14 protein-coding genes are annotated in these 17,414 nt (G+C 71.0%); 10 read left to right on the forward strand and 4 right to left on the reverse strand.

Annotated elements, in window-relative coordinates; all coding sequences use genetic code 11:
• The 4 genes from SLNSH_RS02250 to SLNSH_RS02260 all read left to right on the forward strand — a co-directional run bounded on the left by SLNSH_RS02250 (nt 1) and on the right by SLNSH_RS02260 (nt 5,357).
• Nucleotides 1–2,475, forward strand: a complete 2,475-nt coding sequence (locus SLNSH_RS02250; protein ID WP_106335029.1) for a glycoside hydrolase family 2 protein — start codon at nt 1–3, stop codon at nt 2,473–2,475.
• The gene (locus SLNSH_RS02255) at nt 2,472–4,340 is read left to right on the forward strand and encodes an alpha/beta fold hydrolase (RefSeq protein ID WP_106335030.1); all 1,869 of its coding nucleotides are present in this window, start codon (nt 2,472–2,474) and stop codon (nt 4,338–4,340) included. Before SLNSH_RS02250 ends, SLNSH_RS02255 begins: the two co-directional genes overlap by 4 nt.
• Before the next feature lie 213 nt (nt 4,341–4,553).
• Nucleotides 4,554–4,730, forward strand: coding sequence for a hypothetical protein (locus tag SLNSH_RS24800; RefSeq protein ID WP_158266644.1), 177 nt, complete (start codon nt 4,554–4,556; stop codon nt 4,728–4,730).
• Between the two features lie 18 nt (nt 4,731–4,748).
• Nucleotides 4,749–5,357, forward strand: coding sequence for an SCO family protein (locus SLNSH_RS02260; protein WP_106335031.1), 609 nt, complete (start codon nt 4,749–4,751; stop codon nt 5,355–5,357).
• Here the strand turns inward: SLNSH_RS02260 and SLNSH_RS02265 are convergent.
• Nucleotides 5,302–7,242: a glycosyltransferase family 2 protein gene (locus tag SLNSH_RS02265; RefSeq protein WP_106335032.1), complete on the reverse strand. Its 1,941-nt coding sequence runs from the start codon at nt 7,240–7,242 to the stop codon at nt 5,302–5,304. The two genes, SLNSH_RS02260 and SLNSH_RS02265, sit on opposite strands and share 56 nt — an antisense overlap.
• Before the next feature lie 143 nt (nt 7,243–7,385).
• Between SLNSH_RS02265 and SLNSH_RS02270 the strand changes: the two genes are divergently transcribed.
• Nucleotides 7,386–8,216, forward strand: coding sequence for a transporter substrate-binding domain-containing protein (locus SLNSH_RS02270; RefSeq protein WP_245421975.1), 831 nt, complete (start codon nt 7,386–7,388; stop codon nt 8,214–8,216).
• A 112-nt stretch (nt 8,217–8,328) separates the two neighbouring features.
• Entirely contained in the window at nt 8,329–10,041 is a 1,713-nt protein-coding gene (locus SLNSH_RS02275; protein WP_106335170.1) for a lysine--tRNA ligase, read from the forward strand.
• Nucleotides 10,042–10,108: 67 nt separating this feature from the next.
• Here the strand turns inward: SLNSH_RS02275 and SLNSH_RS02280 are convergent, their stop codons facing one another.
• Both SLNSH_RS02280 and SLNSH_RS02285 read right to left on the reverse strand, forming a co-directional pair.
• Nucleotides 10,109–10,453, reverse strand: coding sequence for a hypothetical protein (locus SLNSH_RS02280; RefSeq protein ID WP_146140164.1), 345 nt, complete (start codon nt 10,451–10,453; stop codon nt 10,109–10,111).
• A gap of 296 nt (nt 10,454–10,749) precedes the next feature.
• Nucleotides 10,750–11,394, reverse strand: coding sequence for a S24 family peptidase (locus SLNSH_RS02285; RefSeq protein ID WP_106335035.1), 645 nt, complete (start codon nt 11,392–11,394; stop codon nt 10,750–10,752).
• Nucleotides 11,395–11,544: 150 nt separating this feature from the next.
• Here SLNSH_RS02285 and SLNSH_RS02290 point away from each other — a divergent pair, with 150 nt between their 5' ends.
• The 4 genes from SLNSH_RS02290 (at nt 11,545) to SLNSH_RS02305 (ending at nt 15,878) form a co-directional block, all read left to right on the forward strand.
• The gene (locus tag SLNSH_RS02290; protein ID WP_106335036.1) at nt 11,545–11,886 is read left to right on the forward strand and encodes a DUF952 domain-containing protein; all 342 of its coding nucleotides are present in this window, start codon (nt 11,545–11,547) and stop codon (nt 11,884–11,886) included.
• 8 nt (nt 11,887–11,894) lie between these two features.
• Entirely contained in the window at nt 11,895–13,001 is a 1,107-nt protein-coding gene (locus tag SLNSH_RS02295) for a quinone-dependent dihydroorotate dehydrogenase (RefSeq protein WP_106335171.1), read from the forward strand.
• A gap of 82 nt (nt 13,002–13,083) precedes the next feature.
• Nucleotides 13,084–14,145, forward strand: coding sequence for a ligase-associated DNA damage response exonuclease (locus SLNSH_RS02300; RefSeq protein ID WP_106335037.1), 1,062 nt, complete (start codon nt 13,084–13,086; stop codon nt 14,143–14,145).
• On the forward strand, nt 14,142–15,878 hold the full coding sequence (locus tag SLNSH_RS02305) for a cisplatin damage response ATP-dependent DNA ligase (protein WP_106335038.1): 1,737 nt from the start codon (nt 14,142–14,144) through the stop codon (nt 15,876–15,878). The genes SLNSH_RS02300 and SLNSH_RS02305 overlap by 4 nt, the downstream gene beginning before the upstream one ends.
• Nucleotides 15,879–15,888: 10 nt before the next feature.
• On the opposite strand, the gene SLNSH_RS02310 is transcribed toward SLNSH_RS02305, so the two are convergent.
• Nucleotides 15,889–17,274, reverse strand: coding sequence for a hypothetical protein (locus tag SLNSH_RS02310; RefSeq protein WP_146140165.1), 1,386 nt, complete (start codon nt 17,272–17,274; stop codon nt 15,889–15,891).
• Nucleotides 17,275–17,414 lie beyond the last annotated feature (140 nt).

Below are 17,414 nucleotides of genomic sequence, written 5' to 3' on the forward strand. Positions count from 1 at the left end.
ATGGCCCGCTGGACATCGAGCGCCGACACGGTGCGGGCCGTGGAGGCCTGGGAGCTGGCGACCACCGGACCGGGCGCGGCCGCCGCCCCGTCCGATCTGCCGCTGGACCTGCGTTGGCTTCCGGCCGCTGTCCCCGGCACGGCTGCTGCCGCTCTCGCGGACGCCGGGGCGTGGAGCTTCGAACGGCCGCAGGGTCTCCACGACAAGGACGTCTGGTATCGCGCCCGCCTGGAAGGGCAGGGGCCCGAGACCCTCCGCTTCGAAGGTCTCGCCACGACCGCCGAGGTGTGGCTCGACGACCGGCGCATCCTGCTGTCCGACAACATGTTCCTCGCCCACGAGGTGGACGTCGAGCTCTCCGGCGAGCACGTGCTCGCAATCGCGTTTCGCGCGATCGCCGACCGCGTGGCCGCGGTGCGTCCCCGCGGGCGCTGGCGCGCCCCCATGATCGCCGGCGACGGGCTTCGTCGGATGCGGACGACGCTGCTGGGCCACATGCCCGGCTGGTGCCCGCCGGTGGACGTGGTGGGTCCCTGGCGCCCGGTCACCCGCATTCGTGGAGGCGGCGTGCGCATCCGGGAGGTCGGCTTGCGCGCCGAGGCGTTGGACGACCAGGGCGGCCGCCTTCGGGTCCGGGTCGACCTGGAGCCTTCGGCTGCGGCGCCGACATTGGCAGCGCTCTGCTGCGCCGGGGCCGAGGCGCCGCTGCGCGAGACCGCCCCGGGGCGGCTCGAAGGCGAGCTGAACCTGGCCGATGTCGACCGCTGGTTCCCCAACGGCTACGGCCCGCAGCCGCTCTATCCGGTGGGCATTCGGCTTGGCGAGGCCGCCCTGGACCTCGGCAGGGTCGGCTTCCGCAGCATCGAGGTGGACCGCGGGACCGACGGCAAGGGCTTCGCCCTCGTGGTCAACGGGCGCAAGGTCTTCTGCCGCGGCGCCTGCTGGACGCCCCTGGACGTCGTCTCCCTGAACGCCGCGCCCGAGGAATGTCGCCAGGCCCTCGAGCAGGTCCGAGACGCCGGCTTCACCATGCTGCGGGTGAGCGGGACCACCGTCTACGAGACGGATCTCTTCTACGCCCTGTGCGACGAGCTCGGCATCCTGGTCTGGCAGGACGCCATGCTGGCCAACCTCGACCACCCGGCCGACGACCCCGCCTTCGTGTCGAGCCTCGTCGCCGAGGCGCGCCACTTCCTGTCCCGCAACCAGTCGTCGCCCAGCCTCGCCGTGTTCTGCGGCGGGAGCGAAGCCGCCCAGCAGGCCGCCATGCTGGGCGCTCCTCCGGACTGCTGGTCCGGCCCCATCACGCGCGAAGTCCTGCCCGCGGTGGTCGCCCAACTGCGGCCTGACCTGGCCTATGTGGAGAACAGCCCCTTCGGCGGTCCGCTGCCTTTCGCCGCCGACGAGGGCGTGACGCACTACTACGGCGTGGGCGCCTACCGCCGCCCCCTGGAGGACACTCGCCGCGCCGGCGTGCGCTTCGCCTCCGAGTGCCTCGCCTTTGCGAATGTTCCCGAGGCCGCGACGCTGCGCCGGCTCCTGCCCGGCCCGGTCGGCGATCCGCTGTGGAAGCGCCGCGCGCCACGTGACTCGGGCGCCGCCTGGGATTTCGAGGATGTGCGCGACCACTACGTGGCCCTGCTCTACGGCGTCGACCCCGTCGCGCTGCGCGCGAGCGACCCTGAGCGCTACCTGGACCTGTCCCGGGCCGCCGTGGCCGAGGTGATGGAGGCGACCTTCGCCGAATGGCGACGACCCGGCTCGCCCACCGCCGGCGGCCTCGTCTGGTTCCTGCGGGACCTGTGGCCCGGGGCCGGCTGGGGCCTCGTCGACGCAGCCGGCAGGCCGAAATCCGCCTTCTCGGCCCTCAGGCGCGCGTTCCGTCCTGTGCAGCTGGCCGCCACGGATGAAGGCGTGAACGGCCTCGCTCTGCACCTCCTGAACGACACGCCGCGGCCCGTGGAGGCGCTGCTGAGCTTCGCCTGCCTGCGCGAGGGCGCGGTCCCGGTCGCCCGGGCTGAACGGGCCGTGGCGCTGTCGCCAAGGTCCGCCCTGACCCTGTCCTCCGCCGAACTGCTGGGCGGCTTCTTCGACGTAACCTACGCCTACCGCTTCGGCCCGCCCTCGCACGACGTTTGCGTCGCCGCCTTGCGGGACGCGCGCTCCGGCGCAGTGCTGGCCGAGGCATTCCATTTCCCGCTCGGTCGGGGCGACGCTCGCCAGGCGCTCGGCCTGTCGGCCCGCCTGGACCGGGACGGGGAGGGGTGGTCCCTCGTCGTGTCCACGGACCGCTTCGCGCAGTCCGTCCATGTTGTGGACGACGCCTACTGGCCGGAAGACAACTGGTTCCACCTCGCGCCGGGGCACGAAAAGCGCGTCCGCCTGCGGCCCGCCCCTGGGGCCAGCGCCTCGCCTTTGGGGCGTGTCGAGGCCCTGAACGGCCTGGCCTCGTGCCCGTATGAGGCCGAGCCGTGATCCCGCTGGCCTTCGCCGGCTGCGCCGGGTGGCTCCATCCAGCCGCCGGGGAGCGCGGCGTCGTGCTGTGCTCCGCCCATGGCTTTGAAGAACTGGGCGCGCGGCGCTCCTGGCGCCGGCTGGCCGATCGGCTGGCGGCCGCCGGTTTGCCCACGCTCCGCTTCGACTACCCCGGCACGGGCGACAGCCTGGGCTCGGACGCCGATCCCGACCGTGTCGCCGCCTGGCTCGCCTCGATCGGCGAGGCCATCGCTGCGCTGCGCCGCGAGACGCGCGTCGGCGCGGTCTGCCTCGTGGGGCTGCGCCTCGGAGCCCTGCTGGCCGCCCAGGCCGCGGCCGAGCGCGGCGACATCGCCGGGCTCGCCCTGCTGGCGCCCCCGCAGTCCGGCCGCGCCTATGGCCGCGAGATGACGGCGCTGTCCGCGGTCCTCGCGCCCCCGGGCGTCAGTTCGATAGTCGCTGACGAACCCGTCGACGGCGTCGACACCGCGGGCTTCCTGCTCACCCGATCCACCCTGGACGCGCTGAAGCGCCTGGACTGGCGCAAGCTGCCCCACCCTCCGGCGCCCCGCATCCTGTGCATGGCGGAGGCGGCAGCGCCGCCGCCCGCCAACTGGTCGCAGGCGCGTTTCGAGGATGCGCCGTTCGCCGGTCTCGCATCGTTGCTTCGTGACCCCACCACGGCCGAAACGCCTGACGCCGACTGGGCCAGGCTCACAGAATGGCTGGCGGACGGCGTTGCAGCGGCTGCCCCTGGATCCCCTTCCCGGCGCTTCGCGCCGCCGGGGATGACCGGGGAGGGTGGTCCGGCCGAAGCGCATGCGACTGGTCCTGACGCGCCCTCGCCGAAGGTGATTGCCCCGCTCTCCACCGCCATCCCCGGCCGGAGCCGCGCAGCAGCGGAGGGGAAGGGCATGGGGCCCACGCTTCAGGGCGGCGGGTGGTCGGAACAACTCGCCGCGTTCGGCACGGCAGGCGACCTCGTCGGGGTCCTGAACGAGCCAGCGAATCCCGCCCCGGGGCGCCCCGTCGTCGTCATCCTCAACGCGGGCGGCAACCCGCACACGGGCTGGGCGCGCCAGACCGTGGACCTGTGCCGCCATTTGGCCGGGCAGGGCGTCGCATCCCTGCGCATGGACATGCTGGGCTTCGGCGACTCTGGCGAGCCCAGGGACGGCCGCGGGCGACTGTTCTACGCCGACCAGTCCCATGCTGACGTGGTCCAGGCGATCGACTGGCTGGCGGCGCGCGGTTATTCGGACATCACGGTCGCAGGCCAGTGCAGCGGCGCTTACCGCGCCTTCCACAGCGCTTTGGCTGACTACAGGGTCACCGGGCTGGTGATGCTGAACAACCAGGTCTTCGCCTGGCATGACGGCCTGTCGCTGGACGCGGCCATGCGCGACAGCTACCGGGCCACGGGCTTCTACCTGGCGCGACTGACCGACCGTGCCACCTGGACTCGGTTGCTCAGGGGCGAGGTCAAAGGCTTGGGCATCGCGCGGGAGCTCCTGAGCCGCGCGATCAGAGGGCTTGGAGGGCGCGCCGCCGCCCTGGCGAGGCCCCGGGCCGCTGATGAGAACCCGGTCCGCGCCGGCTTCCACGCCCTGGCGGCCCGTGCCGTCCGCGTCCTCCTCGTTTATGCCGAGGATGACGGCGGGCGCGATGAACTGGCCCGCCACATGGGCCCGGGCGGTCGCGACGCGCTCGCGCTGCCCGGCGTGTCGATGCGGATCATCCCCGGCGCCGACCACAACCTGACGCCCCGCCACGCCCGTCGGGCCTACGCCGACCACGTCGCAGGTTTTCTCCTGGATCGGCCGGTCGTCCGCACGCCGGAAAAGCGGCGCGCGAGGCCGGCCTGAGGCCTCTCCGCCGCCATCCCCTGGCGTGTCCCGGGGATCCACGCCCTGGCCGTCGGCGTGGATGGCCGGGACGAGCCCGGCCATGACGAGCCCTGCATGACGGTCTTCGCTCCTGAGCGCGCACCGCGCTGCTTTGATGCGCCGCATTGGCGCTCCGGCCGGGTTGGCTCTATATGAGGTCCAGGCCGCGTCGGCGGCCCTTGGAGTTGCGCCATGGCCCAGCCTGCCCAGTGGGAAGCGTCCGGAGAGGCCGGCCGTTCGGGCCTGCGCGTCTCGCTCTGGCTCGGCGCGGCGGCCGCGGTGGTCGTCGCCGGGCTCCTGCTCTGGGCCGCGCAGGGCGAAGCCGTGTTCACGGACGTCGTCTCGGCCGCGCTCGCCTGGTGCTTTTGAACCTGTCAGGTTGATCCCATGTCCACGCCCGCCGCTCCGCGTTCCCCCAACCGGCTCGTGCTGCCCCTGCTCGCCTTCCTGTTCGGCGTCATCGGCCTGGGCGTGGCCGCCTACCTGGTGTTCGCGCCCGGCCAGCAGCAGAGCGTGGCGTCCGCGGTGGGGGGGCCCTTCCGGCTGGTGAACCAGGATGGCCAGCCGGTGACGGAGGCCGTGCTGAAGGGCAAGCCGTCGCTCATCTTCTTCGGCTTCACCCACTGCCCGGACGTGTGCCCGACCACCCTGCAGGACGTCACGCAGCTCTATGACGCCCTGGGCGCCAAGGCCGATGACCTCAAGGCCTTCTTCATCTCGGTGGACCCCGAGCGCGACACGCCCGAGCTGATGAAGACCTACCTGTCCAGCTTCGACAAGCGAATCGTCGGGCTGACGGGCGACCGCCCGTCCATCGACGCCGTGCAGAAGGCCTACCGGGTGTTCTCCCGCAAGGTGCCCATGGAGGGCGGGGAATACACGATGGACCACACCGCCATCGTCTACCTGATGGACAAGAACGGCCGCTTCGTCGGCGGCTTCAACCTCCAGCGCCCGCCGGCCGAGTCCGCCAAGGACGTCGAACGCTATTTCTGAGCGCCTGCTGAGGCGGCAAGAGACTCGCGCGCGCACCCCATTCCGGCGGAGCGATGATCGGGGCCCGCCGGGACAACCCGTGCTCGGTCTTGTTCCACCGCTGGGGCTCGGTCAGCAGCTCCCACACGGCGCGCCAGCTCGCGGCTGTCATGAGCGCCAGGTAGACGGGGTAGACAAGCGCATCCCGCCACCGGACGGATAGCCGCGCCCGGGCGGCCCCAAGCAGGATCGGCGCGCCCAGCGCGACCGGCCCGAGGGCAAGGAGGGACAGGCTCACCGCCAGATGAAGATGGCCCGCCAGTCCGGCCGGATTCAGCAGCGAGCCGTCCCATAGCCGCAAGGCCGTGACAGCCAGGAAGAGCGGCGACCCCAGGGCGGCGGCCACAAGCCCCAGGGTGTGGGCCCCCAGCAGGAGCCGGTCGTCGAGCGCCAGGCGCCGGTCCAGAACGCCGCGGGCGTGCACGAGGGTCGTCTGCATCCAGCCTTTCTGCCAGCGCGTCCGCTGCGCCATCCAGGCGGGCAGCGTTCGCACGGCCTCCTCCCGCGTCTCGGAGTCGAGGCTCCCGACGCGGTAGCCCAGCCGAGCCAGCCGGAGCCCGAGGTCGGCGTCCTCCGTCACGTTCCAGGCGTCCCATCCCAGAACGCGGCGCAGGACGTCGACACGGAAATGGTTCGACGTCCCGCCCAGCGGCGTCGGGCCCTCCATCGCGGTGTAGCCCGGCGCCAAGACCCCGAAAAGCGCGGCGTATTCCAGCGCGAACAGGCGGGTGAGCCAGCTGTCCCCGGGGTTGTGGATGGCGAGCCGGGCCTGCAGGCAGGCGAGCCAGCCATCCGCGCGCGCGAACGCCGCCGCCGCCTTGCGCAACTGGTCCGGGTCGGGGATGTCCTCGGCGTCATAGATCGTCAACAGCGACCCTCGCGCCGTCCGCAGGCCGATGTTCAGGGCCCGCGGCTTCGTCTGGGGTCGGCCCGGCGGGCACACCACCACGCTGATGAACTCCGGCAGGCGCAGCGCCCGGGCGCCAGCCAGGGTCTCGCCGTCGTTCGCCTCGATGAGGAGCTTGATGTCCAGCTTCTCGCGCGGGTAGTCCAGCGCGCAGAGCGCCGAGACGAGCTGCGGCAGCACCCTCGCTTCCCGCAGAAGCGGCGCCAGGATCGTGTAGACGGGCAGGTCCTCGTCCCGAAGCGGCGGAGCCGGCTCCGGCCGAGAGCTCTTCATCAGCGCCATCAGCCGGGCGACCACCCCGGTCAGGAACAACAGCCCAAGCGCCGTGCTTAGGGCGTCGCCGATCTGCGCCGGGGCCAGCAGAGCGGCGAACCCAGCCAAGCCCGCAACGGCTCCGGCCACGATCCGCTGACCTCGCGTCAGACTGCTTCTGCACGAAAGGTGAGGGAAGGCGTCCGGGAGAGCATGGGCCGCCGCGTGGGCGATGGACCGGTCCAACGCCGACCGCAGCGAGCGCGCAAGGCGGGAAGGACTGGTGATCGCGGCGCCGTCCAGGCTCGCTCCCGGGCGCACCCGCCCGACCAGGAGCTCGATCGCGGCGCCCCGGGGAGCCAGGGCGAAGCGAGGCCCGCCCGGTTGCGCGAGCGGCGCCATGACCGCGCCGGCCGGCGCCGGGCGGGAGGGAACGCGCACATGAGGCGACGTCAGGTACGGCGCTCCAAGTCGGCGGGCGAGCGCGCGGTAAAGCGCGTCCTCCTCGACAAGGCCCCAATCCAGCAAGACCTCGTCGACGCTGCGCCCCGTGCGCGCGCCCTCCTCGAGGCACGCCCTGAGGTGGGCCTGCGGAACGCCGCAGTCGGCCAGGAATTCAAGAGTGCGGGGCAGCGCGACGCCATGCGGCGCCGTCGCCGGGCCCGCAATGGCCCCCGCGTCCGTCATCGAAATTCCATGATGAAGAAAAAGATGTTATGCGAAGCCAGACTAGTTCAGCCGCAGGCTTTCGTGAAGTCGAAACAGCGGAAACGATGATTTTACAACCCAACATATCTCATTTGAGCGTCTCTGGGTTGAAGTGGCTGCGCGTGTTGGTCGCGGTTTCACTTCTTTTCCCCCTGTGGTGGGCGCCGCCCGCCCGCGCCGAGGAGCCTTCGGGCGTCTTCATCCCGAATTTCTGGGATCCCGCGCAGCGGCCGGACAAGCCCGACCTCTCCTCCATCCGCGTCATCCGCTTCCTCACGGAGGACGACTACCCGCCCATGCACTTCCTCACCGAGGACGGCAAGCTGGCGGGCTTCAACGTCGATCTGGCGCGGGCCGTGTGCGACGCGCTCAGCGTCGCCTGCACGGTCCAGTCCCGCCGCTGGGACACGCTGTTCGACGCCCTCAAGGAGGGCCGGGGCGACGCCGTCGTCGCCTCGGTCCGCGTCACCCCCAAGCTGCGCGAGAGCTTCGGCTTCACCGCGCCCTACCTGCGCACGCCCGCCCGCTTCGTGGCCCGGGCGGGAACCGCGATCGACCCCTCGCCAGAGACGCTGGCCGGCAAGACCGTGGCCGTGGTCGCCCGCTCGGCGCACGAGGACTACCTCGCCACCTTCTTCCCCAAGGCCGAGCGCAAGACCTTCGACGACCTGGACCGCGCCCGCGCGGCCCTCCAGCACGGCGACGTGGACCTGCTCTTCGCCGACGGCCTCACCATGGCGGTGTGGCTGAACGGCCAGGAGGCCAACGAGTGCTGCGCCTTCGTGGGCGGACCGTATGGCGAGAGCCGCTGGTTCGGGGAGGGCGTCTCCATCGCCACCCGCAAGAACGAGGTCGTGCTCCGCCGCGCCATCGACTGGGCCCTCCAGCGCGTGGCCGAGCGCGGTGTCTACGCAGAGTTGTACCTGCGCTATTTCCCGGTCGGGTTCTACTGAGGCTCCCCGCCTCTCGCATTGACCCGCCCCTGCGCGCTCCCTATGGTCCGGCGCGCCCGGGCCAGGGATGGCGGCCGGGCTTGAATCCGTGCCGCTCATCGAAAGCAAGCCCATGTCCGCGCCCGCGACCGACCAGCCGCAGACCCTCCAGGAGGCCGCCCAGAACGCCGCGGCCTGGCCCTTCGAGGAAGCGCGCAAACTGGTGGAACGCGTCAAGCGCTCGGGCAAGAAGGAAGTGCTCTTCGAGACCGGCTACGGCCCCTCGGGCCTGCCGCATATCGGCACCTTCGGCGAGGTGGCCCGCACCAGCATGGTGCGCCACGCCTTCCGGGTGCTGACGGACGACAAGATCCCGACCCGCCTCGTCGCCTTCTCGGACGACATGGACGGCCTGCGCAAGGTGCCGGACAACGTGCCGAACAAGGACGTGCTCCAGGCCGCGCTCGGCAAGCCCCTGACCCAGGTCCCGGACCCCTTCGGCACCCATCCGAGCTTCGGCGAGCACAACAACGCCCGCCTGCGCGCCTTTCTGGACGCCTTCGGCTTCGAGTACGAGTTCCTGTCCGCGACCGAGTGCTACAAGTCCGGCCGCTTCGACGCCACGCTCAGGCTCATGCTGGAGCGCTACGACGCCGTGATGGCGATCATGCTGCCTTCCCTGCGCGCCGAACGGGCCCAGAGCTACTCCCCCTTCCTGCCGGTTCACCCCAGGACGGGGATCGTCATGCAGGTCCCGATCGACGAGGTGAAGGTCGACGCGGCGACGATCGTGTGGCGCGACCCCGAGACCGGCGAGCGCTTCGAGACGCCTGTCACGGGTGGCCACTGCAAGCTGCAGTGGAAGCCGGACTGGGCCATGCGCTGGGTGGCGCTGGGCGTCGACTATGAGATGGCCGGCAAGGACCTCATCGACAGCGTCAAGCTGTCGGGCCAGATCGCCCGCGCGCTCGGCGCCGAGCCCCCGGAGGGCTTCAACTACGAGCTCTTCCTGGACGACAAGGGCCAGAAGATCTCCAAGTCCAAGGGCAACGGCCTCACCATCGAGGAGTGGCTCGGCTACGCCAGCCCGGAGAGCCTGTCGCTGTTCATGTACAACAAGCCCCGCGAGGCGAAGAAGCTCCACTTCGACGTCATCCCGCGGGCCGTGGACGACTATCTCGGCTTCCTGGAGCGCTTCCAGAAGCAGGGGCTGCGCGAGCAACTCGCCAATCCCGCGTGGCACATCCATGGCGGCTCTCCGCCTGCGCCTGAGACGATCCACAGCGCCGATGCGAGCGCGCCCGGGACGTCCGTCACCTTCGGCATGCTGCTGAATCTGGTCGCCGTGGCGAACTCGGAGGACCCGGCCGTGCTCTGGGGCTTCCTGCGCCGTTACGCCCCGGGCGCATCGCCCGAGACGAACCCGCGCCTGGACAAGCTGGTCCGCTACGCGGTCGCCTACTTCCGGGACTTCGTCCGCCCCGCGAAGGTTTACCGCGCGCCTACGGACGCGGAGCGCGCCGCCCTGGAGGATCTGTCGGAGTCGCTCAGGGAGTTCGAGGGCTCCACCGACGCTGACGCCATCCAGTTCGCCGTCTACGAGGTCGGTCGCCGGCACTTCCCGGACACGAGCGGCAAGTCCAAGAGCCCGGATGGGCGTCCCGGCGTGTCGCAGCAGTGGTTCTCGACGCTCTACCAGATCCTCCTGGGCGCGGAGCGCGGGCCCCGCTTCGGCTCCTTCGCGGCGCTCTACGGCGTGGCCGAAACGCGCGCCCTGATCGCCAAGGGCCTATCGGGCGAGCTCATGCGCGAGCACGAGGCCTTCCTGCAGTCCCGCAAGGGCTGAGCGGCCCGCCTGGGCTGGCGTTCCAGTGGTGAAACCGGCGCGGCGTACCGCGCCGGTTCCGGCCTGATCACTCGTACGTCACCTTGCGGCCGTCGAAGTACACCGTCTGGGCGTCGCAGATGTCGATGTTCCACGCGTCGCCGATCACCTGGCCGCCGTCCGTCGTGCGCCAGCCGACGCGCACCTCGATGTCGCAAGGTCCGTCGCGCAGGAACTCGAGGCTGCGGGATTGCCCGGCGCCGACTTCCCCGCGAAGCCAGTTCTTGCTCCAGCCGTGTCCCTCATTCGTCTGGAAAGACGAGATGATGTACTTCGACGTGTTCTTGATGGTGAAGCTCAGATTGTCCGCCTGGGCCGTCACGCTTGGCAAGGCCAGGAACGCGGTGGCCATCAGAATAGCTGCTTTTTTCACGGGAACCCCTCCAAGAAAGAAAAGTTGCTTCCGTGTGGCGTTGTACAATTATGAGTTGTGTCCCGAGATCTTGAGGATGACGGATCGACGTCTCACGAAAGCGCGACGTCGATAAGCACACCCAAAAGGCGCATTCAATTGCAAAATTGATGCTTGGTAATTATACGGGCGTTCCGCGCCTGCTGTTCCTCCCTTCGTCCGCGCTCGCAATCCGCTGGCGCCGGCGAGCGTCCGGAAGCGGCTCCGCGGTCAGGCGAACGCGAACAGCGGGCTGGGCGGACCCGGCCGACGCCGGCCTACTGGCTCGCCCACAGGATCCGGGCCACCCACACGACGTCCGACATAGGCAGCACGCGTTCGGCATGGTCCGGGTTGATGGAGACAAGCTCGACAGCCTTGGCCGACTTGCGCTTGAGCTCCTTCACCATCACCTCGCCGCCGGTGGTCTTCACCACCACCCGGTCGCCCCGGCGCACCGAGGCGGTGGGCGAGCAGATGATGACGTCACCGTCCCGATACAGCGGCAGCATGGAGTCGCCCGAAACCTCGAGCGCGTAGGCGTCGCCCTCCGGCAGGTCGGGAAACTCCACCTCGTCCCAGCCTTCGCCGACCGGGAAGCCGCCGTCGTCGAAGAACCCACCCGCGCCCGCCTGGGCGAACCCCAGCAGGGGCAGCGTCCGGCTCTTGATGTCGGTCCTTGGCGCCGGGGTGATCAGCGCCATGAATTCCTCGAGCTGCGCGCCGGTGGCGTCGAGCACCTTGGCGATGGATTCCGTCGAGGGCCAGCGGTCCCGTCCGTCAGGCGACGTGCGCTTGGATTTGTTGAACGTCGTCGGATCGAGCCCGGCCTTCCGGGCCAGGCCCGAGGCGGAAAGATTGTACTTGGCCGCGAGCGCGTCGATCGCCGCCCAGACCTGCGCATGGGAAAGCCTTGTCGTCATGGAGCCTGTCCCGTCGAGCCAGAAGGATCTTCGTCCGTGCATATGGAATTAATCCCACGGCCGTCGAATTGCAATCGCCTACCCCAAAAAGCGTGGACGAAACGTTGATCCCGGCGGGCGCATTGCGTAAGCCCGGGCGGCGAGGATCCCATGCTCATCTACAAGATCGTACCCGCCCCGCTCTGGCGCGCAGCCGATGCTGCGGGCGAATTCCGCGGCGCACCCGTGGACCTGGCCGACGGCTACATCCACTTTTCCACCGGCGCCCAAGCCCGCGAGACGGCGGCCAAGCACTTCAGGGGCCAGCAGGACCTCCTGCTGGTCGCCGTCGAGGGAGACGACCTCGGGCCCGCGTTGAAGTGGGAGCCCTCCCGAGGCGGCGCCCTTTTTCCCCATCTCTATGCGCCCCTGCCGGTTTCCGCGGCGCGTTCGGTCGTTCCGCTCCCCCTTGGGCCCGATGACTCCCACCTCTTCCCGGAGGACGTCGCGTGATCGGCCGCATGCTCGCCGGGCGCCTGGGCGCGCTCGCCCTCCCGCTGCTTCACCGCATGGACGCCGAGACGGCCCATGGGCTCACCATCCAGGCGCTCTCGCGCATGCCGCCGCTGCCGCGCCCGGATCATGATCCGAGGCTGCGGGTGGAGGCGTTCGGCCTAAACTTCCCCAATCCGGTCGGCATCGCGGCAGGCTTCGACAAGAACGCCGAGGTTCCCGACGCCATGCTGGGGCTCGGCTTTGGTTTCGCCGAGGTCGGCACGCTCACCCCCAAGCCGCAGGCCGGCAATCCGCGTCCCCGCATCTTCCGGCTTCCGGCGGACGAGGGCGTGGTCAACCGCCTGGGCTTCAACAACGAAGGCCATGCCGCTGGCCTCGCGCGGCTCAAGGCCCGGGCGGGCCGTCCCGGAATCGTGGGCGTCAACATCGGGGCGAACAAGGACGCCAGCGACCGCGCGGCCGACTACGTGCAGGGGGTCGAGGCCTTCGCCGAGGTCGCCTCCTACTTCACGGTCAACATATCCTCCCCGAACACGCCCGGGCTGCGCGACCTCCAGCACGAGGCCGCTCTCGACGATCTGCTCGCCCGCGTCCTGGCGGCCCGGGAGGCCGCCGCCGGGCGACACGGCCGCAAGCCGGTGCTGCTCAAGATCGCGCCCGACCTCGCACTGACGGATCTGGACTCGGTTGTCGCCGTCGCCCGCCGCCGTGGGATCGACGGGCTCATCGTCTCCAACACCACGGTCAGCCGTCCTGCTTCGCTTCGCGAGCAGGGGATAGCCAAGGAGGCGGGGGGACTTTCCGGGAAGCCGCTCTTCCCGCTCGCCACCCGCATGCTGGCCGAAGCCTTCCTGCGGGTGGAGGGCGCCTTCCCGCTGGTCGGTGTGGGGGGCATCCACTCCGCCGAGACGGCCTGGGCCAAGATCGAGGCCGGCGCCACCCTGATCCAGCTTTACTCCGCCCTGGTCTACAAGGGCGCGGCCCTCGTCGACGACATCCTGGCTGGACTGGTCCGCCGCCTCGTCGCCGAGCGGCTTGAGAGTCTCGCCCCCGTGGTCGGGCGTCGCGCCGCCGAGGTGGTGAGGCAACCGGTCGAGGGCTTCCTGGGCTGAGGCGCCTGGCTGAGGGAGTGATCTTTCCCTTCGCCTGGCCGCAACCTCGCCGTGCGCGGACGCAAGCCCTATCTTCACCGGCATGCGCCCGTCCGACCTGCTGACCATGACCCCCTCCGGCCTGTATTGCCCGCAGGCGGACGCCCACATCGACCCGGTCCGGCCCGTCCGCCGGGCGCTGATCACGCATGGCCATTCCGACCACGCCCGCGCCGGCCACGGCGCCGTGCTGGCGACGGACGAGACGCTCGGCATCATGGCCGTGCGCTACGGACCGGACTTCGCCGGCGCCACGCAGGCGGTCCGCTATGGCGAGCGCGTGGACCTGAACGGCGTGACGGTCAGCTACCACCCGGCCGGCCATGTTCTCGGCTCCGCCCAGATCGCGCTCCAGTGCGGAGGCGTGCGCATCGTCGCCTCGGGGGACTACAAGCGCGCCCGCGACCCCACCTGCGCGCCCTTCGAGCTCGTGCCCTGCGACGTGTTCATCACGGAGGCGACCTTCGGCCTGCCGGTGTTCCGCCACCCCGACACCCGCCATGAGGTCGACCGGCTCCTGGCCTCCGTGCGGGTCTTCCCCGACCGCGCCCACATCGTCGGCGCCTACGCCCTTGGGAAAGCGCAGCGCCTGATGGCCCTGATCCGCGAGGCCGGCTACGAGGAGCCCATCTACGTCCACGGCGCCATGGAGCGACTGACCCAGTTCTACCAGGACCAGGGCGTCCAGCTCGGCGAGATCCGCAAGGTCCAGGCCGCCGAACGCCCGAAGCTTGGCGGAGCCATCGTCATTTGCCCGCCCAGCGCGACCCAGGACCTCTGGGCCCGCAAGTTCCCCGATCCGGTCACCGCCTTCGCTTCCGGCTGGATGCGGGTCCGCGCCCGGGCGCGCCAGAAGGGGGTCGAGCTGCCGCTCGTGGTCTCGGACCATTCGGACTGGGACGACCTGTGCGCGACCATCCTCCAGACGGGCGCCGGCGAGGTCTGGGTCACCCACGGGCAGGAGGACGCGCTCGTCCACTGGTGTGTCACCCGCGGCATTCGGGCCCAGCCCCTGCACATGCTGGGCTATGGCGACGAGGGCGAAGTCGAGCCCGAGACGAACGTCCTGGCCGGCGAGGCCGCGCCTGCGGAGGCGGCGACGTGAACCGTTTCGCCGAGTTGCTCGACCGCCTGGGCTACGAGCCCGGCCGCAACAACAAGCTGCGGCTGATGACGGACTATTTCCGCACGACGCCCGACCCCGAGCGCGGCTTCGCCCTTGCGGCGCTGGCCGGCGGCCTGTCCTTCGCGAACGCCAAGCCCGGCCTTATCCGCGCCCTCATCGCCGAGCGCACGGACCCGGTGCTCTTCGGCCTCAGCTACGACTACGTCGGCGACCTCTCCGAGACGGTGGCGCTGCTCTGGCCCAGCCCCGCCGAGAGCCATGCGCGCGCGGAGCCCACGGGCTTTGACGGCGATCTCGATCTCGTGGAGCCCCGGCCCGTCGCCCGGGGCCACAACCGGCCGCCGCCTTCGTTGGCGGAGGTGATCGAATCGCTTCAGGTCAGCCACCGCTCGGATCTCCCGGGCCTGCTGGCCCGCTGGCTCGACGGCCTCGACGAGACCGGCCGTTGGGCCCTCCTGAAGCTCATTACGGGAAGCCTCCGCATCGGCGTCTCCGCCCGCCTGGCCAAGAGCGCCGTTGCGGCGCTGGGCGAACTCGACCCCAACGACATCGAGGAGGTCTGGCACGGCCTCGAGCCGCCCTATGAGAGCCTGTTCGCCTGGGTGGAGGGACGCGGCCCCCGGCCGGAGGCGACCGACCCGGCGCCGTTCCGGCCGCCGATGCTGGCCCATCCGATCGACGACTCGGACTTCGACAGCCTCGACCCCGCCGAGATGACGGCCGAGTGGAAGTGGGACGGCATCCGCGTCCAGGTCGTGGGCGGCACGCGCCCGGACGGCCGCCGCGTGCAGCGCCTCTACTCCCGCACCGGCGAGGACATCTCGAACAGTTTCCCGGACCTGGTGGAGGCCATCGACTTCGACGGCGCCATCGACGGCGAGCTGCTGATCCTGCGCGAAGGCCGGGTGCAGAGCTTCAACGTGCTGCAGCAGCGGCTCAACCGGCAGAGCGTGTCGCCCAGGATGCTGGTGGAGTTCCCTGCCCATGTGCGCGCCTACGACCTCCTGCACTGGGGCGAGGAGGACCTGCGGCCGCTGCCCTTCTGCGACCGGCGCGAGCGGCTGGAAGCCATGCTGGCGGCCGCCGGCAACCCGCGCTTCGACATCTCGCCCCTAATCCCGTTCAGGACCTGGGAGGAGCTCGCCGCCGCCCGCGCCAACCCGGGCGAGGCCGGCGCCGGCGTGGACGCCGCCGCCGTCGAGGGCTGCATGATCAAGCGGGCCGACAGCCCCTATGTGCCCGGACGCCCAAAGGGGCTCTGGTGGAAATGGAAGCACGACCCGCACGTCATCGACGCCGTGCTGATGTACGCCCAGCGCGGCCACGGCAAGCGCTCGTCCTTCTACTCGGACTACACTTTCGGCGTCTGGCGCGACGGTCCGGCCGGCGAAGAGCTGGTGCCCGTCGGCAAGGCCTATTTCGGCTTCACCGACGCGGAGCTGGCCGAACTCGACCGTTTCGTTCGCCGGAATACGATCAATCGCTTCGGCCCGGTGCGCGAGGTCACGCACGAGCCGGACCGGGGCCTGGTGCTCGAGATCGCCTTCGAGGGCCTGAACCGCTCCACGCGCCACAAGTCCGGCGTGGCCATGCGCTTCCCGCGCGTGTCCCGCATCCGCTGGGACAAGCCGCCCGCCGAGGCGGACCGCATGGAGATCCTGGAGAAGCTGCTCCGCCGCGAGGCCGAGCTGGACGAGAGCGCCGAGAGCTAGCGGCCCCGGCCTAGAGCATGTCGTCCGCGAGCGGGCGGGGCGTTTGGGCCGAGCGCCGCGTGAACAGGCTCGCCGTCGCTCCGGCGGCCAACCCGACCGCGCAGGCGACCAGGCCCGCCGAGGCGCCGCCCATCTCGGGAGAACCGAGCCTGCCGTCGATGAGCGCCAAGGCCGCCGCGAGCCCGGCTCCCAGGGAGGTGATGGCCCCTGCCGCATTGGCCCGGCTCCAGCCGGCCCCGAGCAGCAGCGGCGGAAGCAGCGCGCCCACCGCGAGGGCGGCCGCCGGATCGGCCATCGACGCCGCCTTGGCGGGGTAAAGGGCGGCCCCTACGCCGGCCGCCGCGATGGCCCCCACGGTCGCGAAGCGCAGCGCCGCGAAGCGCCAGGACGCGGGCGTCCAGCGCCGGTCGACGCCAGGCCGCATGTCGAACCCGATCGCCTGCCCGGCAGCGAGCAGAAGCGCCCCGGACGCCGCAAGGCTGCCGGCCGTGACCAGCGCATGAAAGGCGAGGTCGGCGAAAAGGCCGCCGCTCTGCGAAGCGGCCGGGCCGATCCCGAAGGCGATCGCCCCGGTCAGCACGCCGGCCCACAACAGGCCGATGCGCATGTCTTCCGGCCGGTCAAGGCCCGGCCAGATCGTCTGCGCCGAGGGCAGACACAGGGCGCAGAGCGCGGCGGCCACTCCGACCGCCACGCTGTCCGGGCGGGTGATCGGCGCCAGCAGGGTCAGCATGCGCTCCGGCGAGGTCGCGTCACGAACGAACCACAGGGCGGCGGCTCCCGCCAGGACCACGAGCCCCAGCGCCACCCCGGCGCGGGTCTGGCTGCGTGCGCCGCCTGGAACCGCCGTGAGTGCCAGGACGAGGCCCGCCAGCGCGGCCGCCTGCGGCTGAGTCAGGTCAAGGGCGCCGGCCAGCGCCACGGCGGCATGGGCGAGGGCCGCGGCCCCGAGCCCGATCGAGGCAGCGGCCAGGACGACAGCCGACAGGGCGCGGAGCAAGGGGCTCGAGAACCGGACCCCCAGGAAGCAGGGCCACGTCGGGGCGCCGGAACGTCGGAGCGCCGGCCCCATCAGGAAGGCCGCTAGGAAAAGCCCGAGCGTGATCCCGATCGCCGGCTGGCCGGGAAGTCCGAACAGGGCCGCCGTCGCAGTCGCGACGCTCAGGCCGGCGGCGGGCAGCCCCCGTCCCTGGGTGAGGAAGACCGGCAGCCGCATCGTCCCTGAAGCCGCGCCGCCGACCGCCGCCATGCCCAGGATGAAGATGGTCGCCGCCGCCACGAGGGCCGGCCCCGGCGCGCCCAGCCGCTCCACCACCACAAAGGACCCGGACGAAAGTACGACCCCCACGAGCGCCAGCGCTGCGAAGCGGGCGAAAGCCATCCGGCTGGAAGTCATCGGCGGATCCTGCGTCCAGGGGTTGCGGCGGGCCATTGTTGGAAGCGGAGGTCGCTTACGCCCGGCGGTTTTCAAATTTAAGAAGCGGCTGGCGCGCATCCGCAGTTTCTCAGATGCGCGGCCCGCTTGCGGAGGCTAAC

Origin of the sequence: Alsobacter soli (assembly GCF_003004785.1) — a bacterium.
Taxonomy (GTDB): Bacteria; Pseudomonadota; Alphaproteobacteria; order Rhizobiales; family Beijerinckiaceae; genus Alsobacter; species Alsobacter soli.